The following is a 17,333-nucleotide window of genomic DNA, read 5'->3' on the forward strand; positions in this document are numbered from 1 at the left end:
TGTCCTTACTCCGCCGCAAGCCTGTCGGCCGTACCGTAGGTCGCCTCATAAAGCGCGCGCTGGCGGCTGAGCGCGACCATGGTGTTGCGCAGCAGGATGGCGACCGTGATCGGGCCGACGCCGCCCGGCACCGGGGTGATCCAGGAGGCGACCTCGCGCACGCTTTCAGTGTCGACGTCGCCGACGATGCGGCTGGAGCCGTCGGGGGCGATTTCGGAATTGATGCCGATGTCGATGACGGCAGCGCCCGGCTTGACCATGTCGGCCTTGATCAGCCGCGGCTTGCCGACGGCAACGAACAGCGCATCGGCGCGCCTTGCATGGGCGGCGACCGATCGCGTCATGTGGTGGCAGACCGTCACCGTCGCGCCTTCGCTCATCAACAGGAAGGCGATCGGCTTGCCGACGATTTCCGAATGGCCGACGATGACGACTTCCAGTCCCTTGAGGTCGAGGCCGGTCTCCTTCAGCAGCTCGACCGAGGCGGCCGCCGTGCAAGGCGCGAGATCGAGCTGGTTGTAGACGATGTTGCCGATCGAGGCCGGATGCATGCCTTCGACATCCTTCAGCGGATGCACCGCCGCTTGCAGCGTCTTGATGGGGATATGCGCTGGCACGGGCCGCTGGATGATGATGCCGGTAACGCGCGGATCGGCATTCAGGCCGTGGATCGCAGCTTCCAACTCGCCTGCTGTGATGGTGGCGGGAAAGCGCCGTTCCTCGAAATCGATGCCGGCGAGCTCAGCCTTGGCGCGCTGGTTGCGCACATAGACGTCCACCGCATCGGTGTCGCCGACGGTGATCGAGATCAGCTTGGGCGGAAAACCCTCGGCTTTGGCGATCGCTGCGTCCTCGGCAACGGCGGCGATGATGCGCTGGGCGACCGGGCCGCCCTTGAGATAACGGCTGTCTTCGGACAGAGGCATGGGTGAACTCTTTTGTGGAACTTGCCACCGAGATAGCAAAAGAATGCGGCAAAGGGCAGCATGAAAGCGAACCGCTATGCCCGTTGCGCGACGCGTGGGTGGCCTTTTGCCCTCGATTTCTGCTCAAAACGGAAAGGGCAGCGCGGTTTCCCGTGCTGCCCTTCCTGACCGGCCGCATCCCCATACGGCCCGTCCCCCGTATCCCTAAACTGGCCTCGAAACGCGGACTGCTTTGCCGGCCAGGTGATTCGCAAGGACTATTATATCACCTCGACCGTGGTTCCGACATTGACCCGCTCATAGAGATCGACGACGTCCTCGTTGCGCATGCGGATGCAGCCCGACGACACCGCGCCGCCGATCGTCCACGGCTGGTTGGTGCCATGGATGCGGTATTCGGTGGTGCCGAGGTAGAGCGCACGGGCACCAAGCGGGTTCTCCATGCCGCCGGCAAGATAGGTCGGCAAATAGCGGCCCTTGGCGGCTTCGCGCTTGATCATCTGCGCCGGCGGGCGCCAGTCCGGCCACTCGCGCTTGTTGGTGATCTTGTGCGTACCCGACCATTCGAAGCCCGGCTTGCCGGTGCCGACGCCATAGCGCCTTGCCTTGCCGTTCTTCTCGACCAGGAAGAGGAAATTCTGCGTGGTGTCGATGACGATCGTGCCCGGCTTCTGGCCTCCGTCATAGTCGACTTCCTGCGGCAGGTAGATCGGGTTGATCTGGGGACGCGCGACCATGCGCTTGGCCGGCGGCTGCACCGCCGCCGTCTGCACCCGGTCGGGCTGCGCCGGGCGCAGGCGTCGCTGCTGCTGCACCACCTGCCGGTTCTGGCGCACGATGCCGGGCGCATGGCCAAGCTGCAGCACCCAGGGTGCGGAAAGGTCGGGGCTCACCATCACCGGCGGCCTGTCGGCATAGCGGTCGCCGGCGGTTGAGGGTGTGACGCCGGCGGCAAACACAGCCACGGCGCCGAGCACGGGAAACAACACTGTCTTCATCGTAACGCACCTTGATCGTCTGATACAAACGGGTGGAAACGTCCTCCCGGTTCGGCGATCATTGGCGCGCAAGCAGCAACCGAAACATGAATCGGAATGCGTAAAATGCGGCTTTGTCAGTAAACCTTTTGGTGTGGTTACCGCCGGGTTCACGAATCTGGTAAAGCCGCAGTAAATGCCGCGCAAAGCGCGTTAACGAACGGATTTTGGCCTATGGACAAGGAACACACCGGCCTGCTCGCCGGCCCCGACGGTGTCGCGCGCTGCTTCTGGCACGGCAATCTGCCCGACTATCTGCACTATCACGATCATGAATGGGGCCGGCCTGTGGCCGACGACCGCAGGCTGTTCGAAAAGATCTGCCTGGAAGGCTTTCAGTCGGGCCTGTCGTGGCTGACCATACTGCGCAAGCGGGAGAATTTTCGCGAAGCCTTCGCCAATTTCGAATTCGACAAGGTAGCAAGCTTCACCGACAAGGATGTCGAGCGCCTGCTCGGCAATGCCGGCATCATCCGCCATCGCGGCAAGATCGTCTCGACCATCAACAACGCCAGGCGCGCCCGCGAAATGGTGGACGAATTCGGCTCACTGGCCGCCTGGTTCTGGAAGTTCGAACCCGGCAAGGACGAGCGGCCGCAAATCGTCGACCTCGCCCATCTGCGCGCGAACCCGACAACGGCCGTCTCGGTGCGGATCTCGAAGGAGCTGAAGAAGCGCGGCTGGAGCTTTGTCGGCCCGACCACGGTCTACGCCTTCATGCAGGCCATGGGCCTGGTCAACGACCACCTCGAGGGCTGCGCCTGCCGCCAAGAGGTCGAGAAGCAGCGGAAGGCTTTCAGGCGGCCGAAATAGGCTCAGGTGCCGTTGGCGCTGGCCAGCACCAGGCCGGCGACGATCGCCACCACCGTGGCCAGGGTCGGATAGATCACCAGCAGGCCGGTCATCAACGCGTCGCGCATGGATGGTCCCTTGCCGGTGTCGGCGGGTACTTCGAACGGTCCGGCAGCCTGGCTGACCATTTTCGGGACGTTGATGTCGGCCGGGCGCAAGCGTGCGGACAATCCGGCATCGCTGTCGATGGCATGGAATCTTGCTGTGCTGGTCATGGCCGCGAACCCCTCATTCCCGCGCTTTATCGGCGGCGATTGTGTCGGCACGATGCCGCACGCATGGCGGGATTGTTTCATTTGCGGTCCGGATTGGTTTCAAGGAGGTGCGGCGTCGCCTTCTCTCATCGGCAGCGCCAGAGGTCTGACCCTTGCCGCATCCGACCTCTTCGGTTAGGACACCCGCGTTGCGAAAATCGCAACATTGCCGACCTGCAAGCATCATAAAACGCCGAGCAAACACCCCATGGCCGATAAATCGGAAAAGACGAAAGCGCGACTGCCGCGCGGCTTTGCCGACCGCAGCGCCGAGGACATCCGCGCCGTCGAGAAGATGATGGCGACGATCCGCTCGGTCTATGAGCTTTACGGCTTCGAACCGGCAGACCAGCCGCTGATCGAATACACCGATGCGCTCGGAAAATTCCTCCCCGACCAGGACCGGCCGAACGAAGGCGTGTTCTCCTTCCAGGATGACGACGACCAGTGGCTGTCGCTGCGCTACGACCTGACCGCGCCGACGGCGCGTTATGTCGCCGAGAATTACGAGCGGCTGCCAAAACCTTACCGCAGCTATCGCTCAGGCTGGGTGTTCCGCAACGAGAAGCCCGGCCCCGGCCGCTTCCGCCAGTTCATGCAGTTCGATGCCGACACGATCGGCACGCCGGGTGTGGCCGCCGACGCCGAAATGGCCATGATGATGGCCGACGTCATGGAAGCGCTGGGCATCAAGCGCGGCGACTACGTCATCCGCGTCAACAACCGCAAGGTGCTGGATGGCGTGCTGGAGGCGATCGGCCTTGGCGGCGAGGAGAATGCCGGCCGCCGGCTGACGGTGCTGCGTGCGATCGACAAGCTCGACAAGCTCGGGCCGGAAGGCGTGAAGCTTTTGCTTGGCCCGGGCCGCTGGGACGGCGGCAAGGAGGGCGAAGGCGACTTCGCCAAGGGCGCCGGGTTGAACAACGGGCAAGCCGAGGCGGTTCTTCTCGCGACTGCGAGGACTATACAGGCCGGCCAGGATTCCATGGTCAGTTCGAACGCGATCTACCAGGAAGGCGTCGGCGAACTCGCCACGATTGAAGCGCTGGTCAGGGCGGCCGGATATGACGAAGACCGGATTGCCATGGACCGCTCGGTCGTGCGCGGCCTCGAATACTACACCGGCCCTGTCTTCGAAGCCGAGCTTCTGGCCGAAATCCCCAACGAAGACGGCCAGATCGTGCGCTTCGGTTCGGTCGGTGGCGGCGGGCGCTATGATGGCCTCGTCTCGCGCTTCCGTGGCGAGCCGGTGCCGGCAACCGGTTTTTCCATCGGCGTCTCCAGGCTGATGACCGCGCTGAAGAACCTCGGCAAGCTTGATGCCTCGGACGTGATTGCGCCGGTCGTCGTGCTGGTGATGGACAAGGACACCGACAGCCTCGGCCGCTACCAGAAGATGGTGGCGGAGCTGCGCGCCGCCGGCATCCGTTCCGAAATGTATCTCGGCGGCGCCGGCATGAAGGCGCAGCTCAAATATGCCGACCGTCGCGGCTGTCCGGTCGCCATCATCCAGGGCGGCGACGAGCGCGCCAAGGGCGAGCTGCAGATCAAGGACCTGATCGAAGGCGCGCGCATGTCGGCCGAAATATCAGACAACGCCGAATGGCGCGCGGCGCGCCCGGCACAGGTGACTGTGGCGGAGGGCGAGCTGGTCGTCGAGGTGAGGAAGATATTGGCGGCGCAGGCTGAGGAGAGGGCGCGTGGCAAGTAGAGGCCGCGTTGGCGCCTCTGGTTTGGGACCAGAGGGTCGTGCAGCACTGAGGTCAGCAAGTTGACCTCCCGCACCCCCGCCATCTCCACCGACATCACCAACCTCTTCGCCACGCGCAACACGCACGCCGTCGAGGTCGCCATATTGCAGCCGGCGGACCCGTTCCTCGACATGGCCGGCGAGGATTTGCGCCGCCGGATCTTCCTCACCGAAAGCGAAACGGGGCAGACGCTCTGCCTGCGGCCGGAATTCACCATTCCGGTCTGCCTCGACCACATAAGTTCGCAGGCCGGCACGCCGCGCCGTTATTCCTATCTGGGCGAGGTGTTTCGCCAGCGCCGCGAAGGCGGCAACGAGTTCTTCCAGGCCGGCATCGAGGATCTCGGCGACCGCGATACCGCGCAAGCGGATGCCCGCTCGGTGGCCGACGCGCATGCGCTGCTGTCGCTGGTGCTGCCTGGCCAGGCATTGGCGATCACGCTTGGCGACCAGACCATTTTCGAGGCGGTGCTGGCCGCCCTTGGCCTGCCGCGCGGCTGGCGCATGCGTCTTGCCCGCGCGTTCGGCTCGTCGCCGATGCTTGAGGCGGCACTCGCCGATCTTGCCAACCCGCCGCGCAACAGCCAGCTCTCGGGTCCGGTCGCCGCTCTGGTCCTCGACGGTGATCTGGACGGTCTTTCCGCCCATATCGCCAGCGGCATGGAAGAGGCCGGCCTGTCGGCGTCCGCCGGACGCGCGCCGTCCGACATTGCCCGGCGGCTGATCGAGAAAGCCGAATTGCGCAGCGTTCGGCTGTCGAGCGAGGCGTTTTCCGCGCTGAAGGATTTTCTGGCGATCGACGTTCCGCTAGATCGCGCGGCCCAGGCGCTGGAGACCTTCGCCGCCGACGCCGGTCTGTCACTCGATGTCGCGCTGGAAAAGTTCGCAGCCCGCGCCAAGGCGATCGAAGCGCATGGCTTGCCGGCCGATAAAATCCGCTACGACGCCGCGTTCGGCCGCCCGCTCGACTACTACACCGGCCTGGTTTTCGAAATCGCGGCCGACAATGGCGACCGGCCGTTGGTCGGCGGCGGCCGCTATGACCGGCTGCTGACCTTGCTTGGCGCCAAGACGCCGATCCCCGGCGTCGGCTTTTCGGTCTGGCTCGACCGCATCGAGGCATTGCGGGAGACGGCGCCATGATCACGCTGGCGATCCCGTCCAAAGGCCGCCTGAAAGAGCAGGCGCTGGACGTGCTGGCCAAAGCCGGGTTAGCCGTCAGCCTGCCCGGCGACGAGCGCAAATACCACGCCCGCGTCGAGGGCCTGGACGATGTCGAAGTGGTGTTCCTGTCGGCTTCCGAGATATCAGGCGAGATCGGCCAGGGTGCCGTCGATCTCGGCATCACCGGCGAGGACCTGGTGCGTGAAAACCTTGCCGACTGGGAGAGCCGCGCCGAAATCGTCGCCCGTCTCAGTTTTGGCCATGCCGATGTCGTGGTGGCCGTGCCGGACATCTGGCTCGATGTCGACACCATGGCCGACCTCGACGACGTCGCTGCCGATTTTCGCCAGCGCCATGGCCGGCGGCTGCGCATCGCCACCAAATACTGGCGGCTGACCCAGCAATTCTTCTCGCAGAAGCACGGCATCCAGGTTTATCGCATCGTCGAAAGCCTGGGGGCCACCGAAGGTGCGCCGGCGGCCGGACTGGCCGATGTCATCGTCGACATCACAACCACCGGCTCGACGCTGCGCGCCAATCATCTCAAGGTGCTGGGCGATGGCCTCGTCCTTCGCTCGCAGGCTTGTCTCGTGGCGTCCAGGAAGACACGGGCGGCGGCCGATGAAGCGGTCCTGCGCGACATCGCGGCGAAGATGGCGGCTGCGGTCGGATAGCGGCGGGCCTTCGCCCGCTGCCCCTCACGGCTCCGAACCCGGCTTGAAAACCCTGACGGCGGCCGTCCCGCGGTGTCGGTAGCCTTGCGCCGGGGCTTTCCTGTATAGGAATTATTTCCTTGACTGGTGAGAGCAGCTATGCTACATTTTTACCTATGGTGCTGATTTGCGCCAGTGACCCGCCGCCCAGGCGGGTTTTTGCGTTTGATGTTCATCAACCAACGAAGGCCCCGAAGCGTCGTGGGCCGGATCGTTGCCCTGCCACGACTATCGCCGGGATTTTCACCACCCCCTCAGGCTGATAGGCTCGGCCAATCCCGGGAGGAGAGAGCGATGCCGGTCAATCTCGACGAGCTGAAGAATGCCAGCAATCTGCGCGGACGCGGAGCGCGAGCGGGCGGTGTCTTCGTCGCACCCGTCGATGGTAGGGCGCATGTCTCTGGCGAACGCAGCGTGCCGCTGCTCGACAAGACCATCCCCGCGCTGTTTTCCGAGACGGTCAGCAAATATGGCACGCTCGACGCCGCCGTCTTCGTCGACCAGAACAAGCGCTTCACCTGGAGCGAACTTTCGGACACGGTGGATGCGCTGGCCGCCGGCTTCCTGGCACTGGGCCTGGCAAAGGGCGATCGCGTCGGCATCTGGTCGCCCAACCGCTGGGAATGGCTGGTGACGCAGTTCGCCACCGCCCGCATCGGCCTGATCCTGGTCAACATCAACCCGGCCTACCGGTTGACCGAGCTCGACTATGCGCTGAACAAGGTCGGCTGCAAGGCGCTGGTCACCGCTGCCAGGTTCAAGACGTCAGATTATCTCGGCATGATCGAGACGCTGGCACCCGAGATCGCCAAGGCCACGCCGGGCAAGCTCAAGGCACAAAAACTGCCGGCGTTGAAGATCGTCATCCGCATGGGTGACGAGAACTCGCCCGGCATGTTCAATTTCGGTGATGTGCTGGCCATGGCCGGGCGTGACGAGCATGACAGCCTCGACCGCATCTCTGAGAAGCTGAAGCCGGGCGAAGCCATCAACATCCAGTTCACCTCAGGCACCACGGGAGCCCCCAAGGGCGCGACGCTGACCCACGGCAACATCGTCAACAACGGCAATTTCGTCACTTCGGCGATCAAGCTGACCGCCGACGACCGGCTCTGCATACCAGTGCCGCTCTACCACTGCTTCGGCATGTCGATGGGCACGATGGGTTGCGTCTCGAAAGGCGCCACCATGGTTTTCCCGGGAGAAGGGTTCGACGCCGGCGCCACGCTGAAGGCGGTGGCTCAGGAACGCTGCACCGGGCTCTATGGCGTACCGACCATGTTCGTTGCTCTGCTGGATCATCCGGATTTTTCCGCCTTCGATCTCTCCAGCCTGCGCACCGGCATCATGGCCGGTTCGCCATGCCCGATCGAGGTGATGAAAAAGGTGGTGTCGCTGATGCATATGGAACAGGTGACCATCGCCTACGGCATGACCGAGACCAGCCCGGTGTCGTTCCAGAGCGGCGTCGACGACCCCCTGGAAAAGCGCGTCTCGACCGTCGGGCGCATCCACCCCCATGTCGAGGTCAAGGCGGTCGATGCCGATGGCGCTACAGTTGCGGTCGGCGTACCGGGTGAGCTTTGCACGCGCGGCTATTCGGTGATGAAGGGTTACTGGGACGACGACGACAAGACCCGCGAGGCGATCGACGCCGACGGCTGGATGCACACCGGCGACCTCGCCACCATCGACGCCGAGGGCTATTGCAACATCGTCGGCCGGGTCAAGGACATGGTCATCCGCGGCGGCGAGAACGTCTATCCCAGGGAGGTCGAGGAATTCCTCTACCGCCATCCAAAGGTCAAGGAGGTGCAGGTGTTCGGTATTCCCGACGCCAAATATGGCGAGGAGCTGTGCGCCTGGATCGTGCTCAAGCCCGGCCAGATCGCCACCGAGCAGGAGGTCAGAAACTTCTGCGCCGGCCAGATCGCCCATTACAAGATCCCCCGCCACATCCGCTTCCGCACCGAATTGCCGATGACGGTGACCGGCAAGCCGCAGAAGTTCCTGATGCGCGAGGCGATGGTGGAGGAACTGGGCTTGGTGACGCAGAAGACGGCGTGAACGGGTGAACGCTTCGATCTGTCGGTGCGCGAATGCAGCCACGGTTCGCAGCAGCGCGCAGGGGCTTGCATGAGCGGTTTCGGACGTTCGGTGACTTCATATGCGATGCCGCTGGCCGCCTTGGTGATGGCTGTCGCCGTCAGGGCAGGCGGGCTGTCGGCGGACGAAGGTTCGCTGGGCGTCAGGATACTCGTCGGAGCGCTTTCGAGTGCGATCATGTTCACCACCATTTTCGTGGTGCTCGACCACGCCGAGGCGGTGGCTCGGCGTGTAGGAGAGCCCTACGGCACATTGGTGCTGACTTTTGCCGTGACGGCAATCGAGGTGTCGATCATCGTTTCCATGATGCTGCATGGAGAGAACAACCCTACGCTTGCACGTGAGTCCGTCTTTTCAACGGTGATGATTGCATCTACCGGCGTCGTCGGCACGTGTCTTGCGCTTGGCGGCTGGCGCCATCGCAAGCAGGCAATTGTTCGACAAGGGACCAGCGCATATTTGGCGGTTCTGATCGCGCTGACCATCATGACGCTTATTCTGCCGACCTACACACAAGCTACGGGGCCGGGCACATTTTCGGCAGCTCAACTTGGCTTTGTGAGCGTGCTTTCGGTGCTGCTTTATGCAAGTTTTGTGTTCGCGCAGACTGTCCGCCACCGAGAAGACTTTGTCGAAGGGCAGGCCCACGGCGTTTCGCTGCGGACTGCTCCTCACGAAAGCGTCTTTGCCAGCGCTCTGTTGCTGATGGCCGGCCTGATCGGCATTGTCATGCTCGCCGAGCAGGTCGCGGCAAGCGTCGAAGATACGCTCGTTGCCTACCAGGTGACCCAGGCTGACAGTATTGTGGGGGCAATGATCGCCGGGCTGGTGTTGATGCCGGAGGCCATTTCGGCGGTTCGCGCTTCACTCAACAATGAGCTGCAACGCGGTTTGAATGTCGCGATGGGTTCCGCTTGCGCCACAATCGGTTTGACAATACCGGCGGTCGCAGCCGCCAGCCTGCTGACGGGCAGAGGGTTAACCCTGGGGCTTCCAGCGACTGACACAGTGCTTTTGATTTTAGCGCTCTTCATATGCAATGTGAGCTTTAGTACTGAAAGAACAACATTCTTGACGGGCGCTGTCCATATCGTGGTATTTCTTACATACATATTTCTTATATTTGTGCCATGAACTCTGGCTCAGGTTGGCGCTTGAGGGCTGGCTCGCGCTGCGGCTGGGCAATGGCCGACGTCGGCTGTAAACCCCGATTGGCATCCAACATCGGTGGGGCGTCCACGCCGCCATGGCGCTGCATCGTCGAAATGAGCAGATGGTCGAGGGCACAGAATTCGTCCAGGGTGATCGGTCCCTTGCCGCGCGGATGGCCGTGCCCCTGGGCGGTGACGAATTCCTCTTCGAACAGTTTCTGCCTGATCAGGCCACTCGAACGTCTTCCGCGGCTCCGATGAAGAGATCGATGTCGCCCTGCTCCAGGTGCTCGACGATCCTCGGCTTGTCGGGCACCGTAAAGGCGACCTTTGCGTTGGGAGCTTGGGATTTGAACCGCGGAATGAGGTCCGGAGCCAGGATCGCTGCCGGATTGTCCGTTGCGGCAATGCGATAGACACGTTTGCTTGTGGCGGGGTCGAACAGATGAGCAGTATTCACGAAATCGCTCAACCGAGCAGCCGGACGAGTTCGGGCTCAAGTGCCAGGGTCGTTCAGCAATTGACGCAGCCGCGTCAGGCGGGCCGACAAGGCCGATTGGGTAATGTTCAATCTCGACGCCGCATGGGTGACGTTCTGGTGCTTCAACAGCGCATCGAGTGTCAGCAGCAAGCCAACGTCGAAATCCGATAGCCGTTTTGTCAATGGGACCTCGAACCAGCAGGCGCTATTCAATCGGTAGCGCTCTCTAGCACGGTTCCGGAGATTGAAGGACAATGGCTTCGAAGTTTACTGCCGCCTATGGCGATTTTGCGACAGGTGCTGCTCCTCGCCACAACGCGGCCCGACCGTTCCAGATGGCACGACTGTTTCCAGCCAGAGGTCCTAACGACGATCGGCCCGCATCTCCGTCGACTTCGGCGCCGTGCCGGGTTCTTGAACGAGCGGTCCGAGCAGCACTTCTCCGAACAGTGGCTGGTAGCGGCGGCGCACGGCCGGGTCTTCCTTGAAGGACAGTGCGTACTGGCCGATCTGGTGGAAATAGGTGATGCGCGCCCGCACGATGCTCTCGTCTTCCGAATAGCCCATGGCGCGGAACGCCCGGATGAGCAGCGCGATGCGCAGATCGTCGATGTCCTTGACTTCCTGAGCGAGCTTTTTCGATGTCCGTGACCAATCGCGAACAGCCAAGTCAAGCAGCGGGCTGAAAGGGGCTTCATCCACCCAGACATGCACGATGTCGGTGAAGAACTGCAGGCCGTCTATGTCGTGGATCTCGCGCATCGCCCAGAACGGCGCGCAATTGCTGTTTCGCCATTCCTGCAAGAGGCCGCCGCGAAGGTCCGCCAGGCTGGCAAAATGGAAATAGAAGCTGCCCCGCGTGACCTTCAACTGCTGCGCCAGGCGGTCGATCTTGACCTCGCCGATGCCGCGCTTTTCCAGCACCTTGCGCGCCGCCGCAATCCAGGCCTCACGGCTGAGCGTCTGCCGCGCCGCTTTTGATCGCACCGCCGGTCGAGGCGGTCGTTTCGTTTTCGCCAGCACGCCTTTCCCGTTCATGAAATTCGAGACCTTCGTCGCCGCGCGCAACGCGCATGGCCGATTCGCCTATCGAACCGCCCCGTGACTGCTTCGCAATTCTCCGTGTCACCGTCTATCGCCGGATACGCATTTTCAGGGCAGTGCACTGATCCGCTCCAGCATCAGCGTGAAGAACGGCGCCGGATCGATCCGGCGCAGGACATTGCAGTTCTTGCGGCGGCCGGTGACGTGCCACCAGTCGACGACGGTCATGCCTATGGTTTCGGGCGAGACGATATCGACCGTCACGGCGCACTGGCGCTGCTCGTAGATCCCCGGGGCCAGAAGGTAACCGGTGACGCACGCATCGTGGATGGGACGCGCCGCCGTCGCGAATTTGTGGGTGCCGTATTGGCGATAGAAGTCGGCCATGTTGGCGGCCTCGATCGCCGCGCGACTGCCGGTGGCGCGCAGGGCGTCGAGCCATTCAGGCGTCATCAGGGCAGTGTAGGTGCAGTCGATGCCGGCCATCGTCACCGGGACGCCGCTGTCGAACACTTTGTGCGCGGCATGCGGATCGACAAAGATGTTGAACTCCGCGGCAGGCGTGGCATTGCCGCCTTGAAAAAAGCCCCCGCCCATCAGCACGACTTCGCGCAGCCGAGGGACGATTTTCGGTTCCATGGTCATGGCCATGGCCAGGTTGGTCATCGGCCCGAGCGTGCAGACGGTCAACGCGCCTTCCGGCGCATCCATGATCGTGCGCACCAGGTAATTGACTGCGTGCTCGCTCTGCAGCGGTGTGACGGGTTCGGGCAGATCGGCGCCGTCGAGGCCCGTTTCGCCGTGAACATACTCGGCCGTGATCAGCTTGCGCACCATCGGCGCCGGGCAGCCGGCATAGACCGGCACATCGGGTCGTCCGGCAAGTTCCACGACCTTGAGCGCATTCTTCGACGTTAGGGCAAGCGGCACGTTGCCGCCGACTGTCGTGATGCCGACTACCTCGAGTTCGGCTGGCGAGCCTAGCGCGAAAAGGATCGCGAACGCGTCATCCTGACCTGGGTCGGTGTCGATGATTATCTTGCGTGGTGCCATTGTGCCGCGTTTTTCCCGTTGCGCTCGAAAGCCTATTGCTGAGGCGATTTGGATGTGTAGAAATACAGTACTGTATCTTATGTTCAAGAGAAGGTGTTCGAATGGACGCACGCGGCGACTTTTCCGAAATTCCGATCATCGATGTGTCGGCGCTCTATGGCGATGACCAGGAAGCGATCGCCGCGACGGCGGCGACACTGCGCCGCCATCTCGAGACGATCGGCTTCCTCTATGTCGTCGGGCATCCGATCCCGCGTGCCGACGTCGAAGCGGTTCGCGAAGCCAGCAAGCGCTTCTTCGCTCTGCCCGAGGAGCAGAAACTGGCGCTGAAGATCGACAGGAATTTCCGCGGCTACCTGCCCTTTGCCGGCTCGACGATCGTGACGTCGTCGGTGGCGACAGTAAGCAAGCCGAACCAGAGCGAATCGATCTTCTTCATGCACGAGGTCGAGGCCGACGACCCCAGGACATTGGCCGACAAGCCGCTGCAGGGTCCCAACCAGTGGCCGGACGAGGCAACGCTTGCTGGCTTCAGGCCAACGATTGAACGCTATGTCGATGAGATGAGCACACTGGCCCGCAAAATGGTCGGCGCCATCGCTCTTTCGCTTGGACTTCCGACCGACAGTCTCGACCGTTATTTCGATCAGCCGACAACCTTCCTGCGGTTGCTGCACTACCCGACGCAGCCGCATGAGGAGGGGCTATTCGGTTCGGCCCCTCACACCGATTACGGCTTCATTACACTGCTGGCGCAGGACAATGTCGGCGGCCTGGAAGTCAAGAACAAGGCGGGCGAATGGGTTCCCGCGCCTCCGGTCCCGGACTCCTTCGTGATGAATGTCGGCGACATCCTGGCGCGCTGGTCGAACGACCAGTTCGTCTCGACGCCGCATCGCGTCATCAACCGGTCGGGGCGCGAGCGCTATTCCCAGCCCTTCTTCTTCGACCCGTCCATGGATGAAACGATCGAGGCGCTGCCGGTCTGCGTGCCGGCCGGTAGCCAGCCGAAATATGAGCCGGTGCTCTACGGCGACTATCTGATGGAGCGCATCGACAAGAACTACCATTACCGCAAGAAAAAGGCTGCGGAAGCAGCCGGTACATAGACGGATCAATGCTTGGCTGCGGCGATGAGGACGCGAGGCCCTGATTGGAGAGCAGACTGCAGGAAACGTTGTAATCAAAAAAGGGGAACGAAAATGAGAGCACATTTACAGATGGCAGGTTTGGCGCTGGCCGCACTTGCCATAGTCTGGAGCGGACCTTCAGGCGCCGCCAAGGTGACGAAATCGGCCGAGGTTCAGCAGACCGGCATGCTGACCGTCGCCAACACGCTGGACTATGCGCCTTTCGAGTATCTCGACGCCGACGGCAAACAGACCGGGATTATCATAGAACTGGCCGGTGAGGTGGCCAAGCTGGTCGGCGCCAAGCTGGACGTGGCGCGCACACCTTTCCCCTCGATGATACCGGGCCTGGCGGCCGGCCGTTTCAAGGTCGCTTGGGAGACTTTCTCCGCCACGCCGGAGCGGCTCAAGCAGGTCGATTTCGTCATGTTCCTGAAGGCCGGCCTGGCTGTTTCGACGTCGCCGGACAAGAAGGCGAGTTTCAGCGGCGACACCCCGCTCTGCGGCAAGCGGATCGGCGTTTCGGCAGGCAGCGCATCGGATTTCCTGGTCGACAAGCTGAGCACGGATTGCACCGGCAAGGGCCAGGCAGCCATCGAAAAATCGGTCTTCAACTCGTCGACGGATATCGTCCAGGCGGTGCTGTCCGACCGCGTCGACGCCCGCATGGACGATGCGACCGCCTCGAGCTATTTCGAGGTCACCAGCAAGGGCCAGCTCGTGGTGCTGCCGACCCTCTATGAAGTCGCGCCGCTCGGCATGGCGATCGCCAAGGACGACAAGGAGACCGCCGATATGATGGTGGGCGCACTCTCCGAGCTGTTCAAGAACGGCACCTACAAGGCTATTCTCGACAAATACGGCATGGGCGCCTACGCGATCAAGGAGCCCTATTTCGTCGGCAGCATGGAGGCGTTGCGCGCCGACTGACAAAGTTTTGTCCAGTCGGACGCACTTTGTTCTAAAACTTTGATCATGCTTTCCGAAATCATTTGGGGCTGATGCGATAGCGGTTGTCGGCGTCCGGTCTCGTGCCGGGCGCCGCTTCCGGATCAAGACCAGGAGAAGCAGCGATGGGCGCGGCCCACCCAAACGAGATACGCATCGAGCCGGGCGTCGCCGAGGCGGTTTCGCGCCTGACCGTCATGCCGCAGCGCCGCTACGGCATCTGGGTCGGCACGGCGCTGGCCCTGCTGGTGGCATTCCTGATCATCCGGGCCTTCGCCAGCAACCCTGCCTTTGCCTGGCCTACGGTGGTGAGTTACCTCCTGCATCCCTCTGTCATGCGCGGCCTTGGCAACACCTTGATGCTCACCGCGGTGATCATGATATTGGCGATCGTTGTCGGCACGGTCATCGCCATCATGCGCGTGTCGCCAAGCCCGGTGCTGCGTGCCTTCGCGGGTCTGTACGTCTGGTTTTTCCGTGGCGTACCGGCCCTGATACAGCTGATCTTCTGGTTCAACCTGTCGCTGCTGGTGCGCGAAGTCTCGTTGACCATCCCCTTTGTCGGCACGCTGTTTTCCGTGCGCACCAATGATTTCATGACTCCGTTCTTCTCTGCCGTCGTCGCCCTTTCCCTGTGCGAGGCGGGCTACATGGCCGAGATCATCCGGGCCGGCATCAAGTCGGTGCCGTCGGGCCAGGCTGAGGCGGCGAGCGCGCTTGGCATGCCGTACCGCATGATCCTGAAGCGCATCACGCTGCCGCAGGCGATGCGCTTCGTACTGCCGCCAACCGGCAATGAGGCCATTAACCTCCTGAAGATGACGTCGCTGGTGACATTCATCGCCGTCGACGACCTGTTCTATTCGGCGCAGAGCATCTATGCGCGCACCTTCGAGACGATCCCGCTTCTGATCGTGGTCGCCTTCTGGTATCTCGCGGTAGTCAGCATCATGTCGGTGGGACAGCATTTCCTCGAGCGACATTTCGGTCGCAGCGATACGCGCCGCGATGCCGTGACGATGCGCTTCCTGCGCAACATCATCAGCCTGCGTGGCATTTCCCGATGAGCGACGTGAAGGACGAAAATCGCGCCCGCTTCGGCGTCCCAGCCGACTCCATGGTTTTCGCGCGCGGCGTGCGCAAATCCTATGGTCCGCTCGAGGTTCTCAAGGGTGTCGATCTCGACGTACCCGTCGGATCGGTCGCCTGCATCATCGGCCCTTCGGGTTCCGGCAAGAGCACATTCCTGCGCTGCATCAACCATCTCGAGAAGCTCAGCGCCGGCATCCTGCTCGTCGACAGTCAGTTCGTCGGCTACGACCTTAGGGACGACAAGCTCTACGAGGTCAAGGACGACCTGCTTTGCCGGCGGCGCGCCGAGACCGGCATGCTGTTTCAGTCGTTCAACCTGTTCTCCCACATGACCGTGATGGAGAATTTGATTGAGGCGCCGACGCAGGTTCGGCGCATCCCCCCGGACGAGGCAAAGGCCGAAGCGGAGATTCTGCTTCGGCGCGTCGGTCTCCTGGACAAGGTCGACCGGTATCCGAGGGAACTGTCCGGCGGCCAGCAGCAGCGTGTCGCCATCGCGCGCGCGATGGCGATGAAGCCGAAAGTCCTGCTCTTCGATGAGCCGACATCGGCGCTCGACCCCGAACTCGTTGGCGAGGTGCTGCAGGTCATGCGCGATCTGGCCGAAAGCGGCATGACGATGGTCGTGGTCACCCACGAGGTAGGCTTCGCCCGCGAGATCGGCGATCAGCTGGTTTTCATGGATGGCGGTGTGATCATCGAACGCGGCGCTCCGCGCGAGATGATTGCCAATCCGGTATCGCCCCGAACCCGCGAGTTCCTGTCGCGGGTGCTTTGACGGCAAGAGAATCCACCCAAGAGAAGATCCACAAAAAAAGCGCGGGCCATGGCCCGCGCCTTCGCATATTCAGCCTTCCAAAGAGCTCAGTCCTTCTCGAAGATGCGCGCCTTGGCGACGACGCCGGCAATGGCGCCGCCGATCAACGGTGCCACGATGAACAGCCAGAGCTGGCCGATCGCCGCAGTTCCCGAAAACAGCGCCGGACCGATCGAGCGGGCCGGGTTGAGCGACGTGCCGGTCACCGGGATGATGGCGAAGTGCAGCCCTGCCAGCGTCAGGCCGATGACCAGTCCGGCGAACGCCGTCGAGTGCTTTTCGGCCGTGACGCCAAGGATCACGGTGACGAAGGTGAAGGTGCCGATCACTTCCCACAGGAAGGCCGAACTGACACCCCATTTCGTCACATCCCAGCCATTGGCGCCGAAGCCGGTGGTGTGTCCGCCAACCTGGCCGGAGACGATGATCCACAACGCCAGTGAAGCAAGGACGCCGCCGATGACCTGCGCGATCCAGTAGGGGATGACGTCCTTGGCCGGCAGGCGGCCGGCAAGGAAGACGCCGAGCGTCACCGCCGGGTTGAGATGCGCGCCCGAAATGGGGCCGATCGCATAGGCCGCGGCGATGAGGCCGATGCCGAACGCCAGACCGATCCCTTCCTGGCCAAGCGGCAGCGCGCCGCCGAAGCCGCCCGTCACCACAGAAGCCGTACCGATGAACACCAATAGAAATGTGCCTAGAACTTCCGCCAGATAAGTCTTCATTGCCCTCTCCTCGTGTCGATCCGCCGGTTCACCTTTTCGCGCCGCGAATCACAATCGGAAGAGTATTCGCAACCAGAAAAGTTGGAAAGC

Annotated in this window: 18 protein-coding genes; 10 read left to right on the forward strand and 8 right to left on the reverse strand. The window is 62.7% G+C overall.

The window, feature by feature from the left end; translation table 11 throughout:
• Positions 1 to 5 precede the first annotated feature (5 nt).
• Positions 6 to 926: a bifunctional 5,10-methylenetetrahydrofolate dehydrogenase/5,10-methenyltetrahydrofolate cyclohydrolase gene (locus EOC83_RS14580; protein WP_027160988.1), complete on the reverse strand. Its 921-nt coding sequence runs from the start codon at positions 924 to 926 to the stop codon at positions 6 to 8.
• A gap of 260 nt (positions 927 to 1,186) precedes the next feature.
• Complete coding sequence (locus EOC83_RS14585) at positions 1,187 to 1,924, reverse strand: L,D-transpeptidase (RefSeq protein ID WP_032808011.1); 738 nt, start codon at positions 1,922 to 1,924, stop codon at positions 1,187 to 1,189.
• Positions 1,925 to 2,137: 213 nt separating this feature from the next.
• Between EOC83_RS14585 and EOC83_RS14590 the strand changes: the two genes are divergently transcribed.
• Positions 2,138 to 2,776 (forward strand): DNA-3-methyladenine glycosylase I, encoded by a 639-nt coding sequence (locus tag EOC83_RS14590; RefSeq protein ID WP_013530355.1) that lies wholly within the window; start codon positions 2,138 to 2,140, stop codon positions 2,774 to 2,776.
• A gap of 2 nt (positions 2,777 to 2,778) precedes the next feature.
• Here EOC83_RS14590 and EOC83_RS14595 read toward each other — a convergent pair whose 3' ends face one another.
• Entirely contained in the window at positions 2,779 to 3,030 is a 252-nt protein-coding gene (locus tag EOC83_RS14595) for a hypothetical protein (protein ID WP_024502332.1), read from the reverse strand.
• Positions 3,031 to 3,277: 247 nt separating this feature from the next.
• Here EOC83_RS14595 and hisS point away from each other — a divergent pair, with 247 nt between their 5' ends.
• The 5 genes from hisS to EOC83_RS14620 all read left to right on the forward strand — a co-directional run bounded on the left by hisS (position 3,278) and on the right by EOC83_RS14620 (position 9,936).
• Positions 3,278 to 4,780 carry a histidine--tRNA ligase gene (gene hisS / locus EOC83_RS14600; protein ID WP_027160986.1) on the forward strand — a complete coding sequence of 501 codons (1,503 nt, stop codon included), beginning with the start codon at positions 3,278 to 3,280 and terminating at the stop codon, positions 4,778 to 4,780.
• A gap of 60 nt (positions 4,781 to 4,840) precedes the next feature.
• Positions 4,841 to 5,962, forward strand: a complete 1,122-nt coding sequence (locus tag EOC83_RS14605; protein ID WP_063170131.1) for an ATP phosphoribosyltransferase regulatory subunit — start codon at positions 4,841 to 4,843, stop codon at positions 5,960 to 5,962.
• Positions 5,959 to 6,657 (forward strand): ATP phosphoribosyltransferase, encoded by a 699-nt coding sequence (hisG, locus tag EOC83_RS14610; RefSeq protein ID WP_063170132.1) that lies wholly within the window; start codon positions 5,959 to 5,961, stop codon positions 6,655 to 6,657. Before EOC83_RS14605 ends, hisG begins: the two co-directional genes overlap by 4 nt.
• A 333-nt stretch (positions 6,658 to 6,990) precedes the next feature.
• Complete coding sequence (locus EOC83_RS14615) at positions 6,991 to 8,763, forward strand: AMP-binding protein (RefSeq protein WP_024502336.1); 1,773 nt, start codon at positions 6,991 to 6,993, stop codon at positions 8,761 to 8,763.
• A gap of 69 nt (positions 8,764 to 8,832) precedes the next feature.
• On the forward strand, positions 8,833 to 9,936 hold the full coding sequence (locus tag EOC83_RS14620; protein ID WP_013530361.1) for a calcium:proton antiporter: 1,104 nt from the start codon (positions 8,833 to 8,835) through the stop codon (positions 9,934 to 9,936).
• A gap of 243 nt (positions 9,937 to 10,179) precedes the next feature.
• On the opposite strand, the gene EOC83_RS33205 is transcribed toward EOC83_RS14620, so the two are convergent.
• From EOC83_RS33205 to EOC83_RS14635, 4 genes are all read right to left on the reverse strand, one after another.
• Complete coding sequence (locus tag EOC83_RS33205; protein WP_063170133.1) at positions 10,180 to 10,425, reverse strand: LysR substrate-binding domain-containing protein; 246 nt, start codon at positions 10,423 to 10,425, stop codon at positions 10,180 to 10,182.
• A 24-nt stretch (positions 10,426 to 10,449) separates the two neighbouring features.
• Positions 10,450 to 10,617 (reverse strand): LysR family transcriptional regulator, encoded by a 168-nt coding sequence (locus EOC83_RS33210; protein ID WP_224621640.1) that lies wholly within the window; start codon positions 10,615 to 10,617, stop codon positions 10,450 to 10,452.
• Positions 10,618 to 10,797: 180 nt separating this feature from the next.
• Complete coding sequence (locus EOC83_RS14630; RefSeq protein ID WP_013530362.1) at positions 10,798 to 11,472, reverse strand: TetR/AcrR family transcriptional regulator; 675 nt, start codon at positions 11,470 to 11,472, stop codon at positions 10,798 to 10,800.
• A gap of 114 nt (positions 11,473 to 11,586) precedes the next feature.
• Positions 11,587 to 12,531 (reverse strand): nucleoside hydrolase, encoded by a 945-nt coding sequence (locus EOC83_RS14635; protein ID WP_013530363.1) that lies wholly within the window; start codon positions 12,529 to 12,531, stop codon positions 11,587 to 11,589.
• A 101-nt stretch (positions 12,532 to 12,632) separates the two neighbouring features.
• On the opposite strand from EOC83_RS14635, the gene EOC83_RS14640 reads away from it, so the two are divergent.
• The 4 genes from EOC83_RS14640 (at position 12,633) to EOC83_RS14655 (ending at position 16,479) form a co-directional block, all read left to right on the forward strand.
• The gene (locus tag EOC83_RS14640; protein WP_013530364.1) at positions 12,633 to 13,640 is read left to right on the forward strand and encodes a 2-oxoglutarate and iron-dependent oxygenase domain-containing protein; all 1,008 of its coding nucleotides are present in this window, start codon (positions 12,633 to 12,635) and stop codon (positions 13,638 to 13,640) included.
• Positions 13,641 to 13,733: 93 nt separating this feature from the next.
• Positions 13,734 to 14,591: an ABC transporter substrate-binding protein gene (locus EOC83_RS14645; protein WP_063170135.1), complete on the forward strand. Its 858-nt coding sequence runs from the start codon at positions 13,734 to 13,736 to the stop codon at positions 14,589 to 14,591.
• Positions 14,592 to 14,734: 143 nt separating this feature from the next.
• A complete protein-coding gene (locus EOC83_RS14650) occupies positions 14,735 to 15,676 on the forward strand; it encodes an amino acid ABC transporter permease (RefSeq protein WP_013530366.1) in 942 nt (313 codons plus the stop codon).
• Positions 15,673 to 16,479, forward strand: a complete 807-nt coding sequence (locus EOC83_RS14655) for an amino acid ABC transporter ATP-binding protein (RefSeq protein WP_013530367.1) — start codon at positions 15,673 to 15,675, stop codon at positions 16,477 to 16,479. The genes EOC83_RS14650 and EOC83_RS14655 overlap by 4 nt, the downstream gene beginning before the upstream one ends.
• A gap of 86 nt (positions 16,480 to 16,565) precedes the next feature.
• Here EOC83_RS14655 and EOC83_RS14660 read toward each other — a convergent pair whose 3' ends face one another.
• A complete protein-coding gene (locus EOC83_RS14660) occupies positions 16,566 to 17,243 on the reverse strand; it encodes an MIP family channel protein (protein ID WP_013530368.1) in 678 nt (225 codons plus the stop codon).
• Positions 17,244 to 17,333: the final 90 nt, after the last annotated feature.

Source organism: Mesorhizobium sp. Primo-A (genome assembly GCF_003997175.1).
In the GTDB taxonomy this organism is placed as follows: domain Bacteria; phylum Pseudomonadota; class Alphaproteobacteria; order Rhizobiales; family Rhizobiaceae; genus Mesorhizobium; species Mesorhizobium ciceri.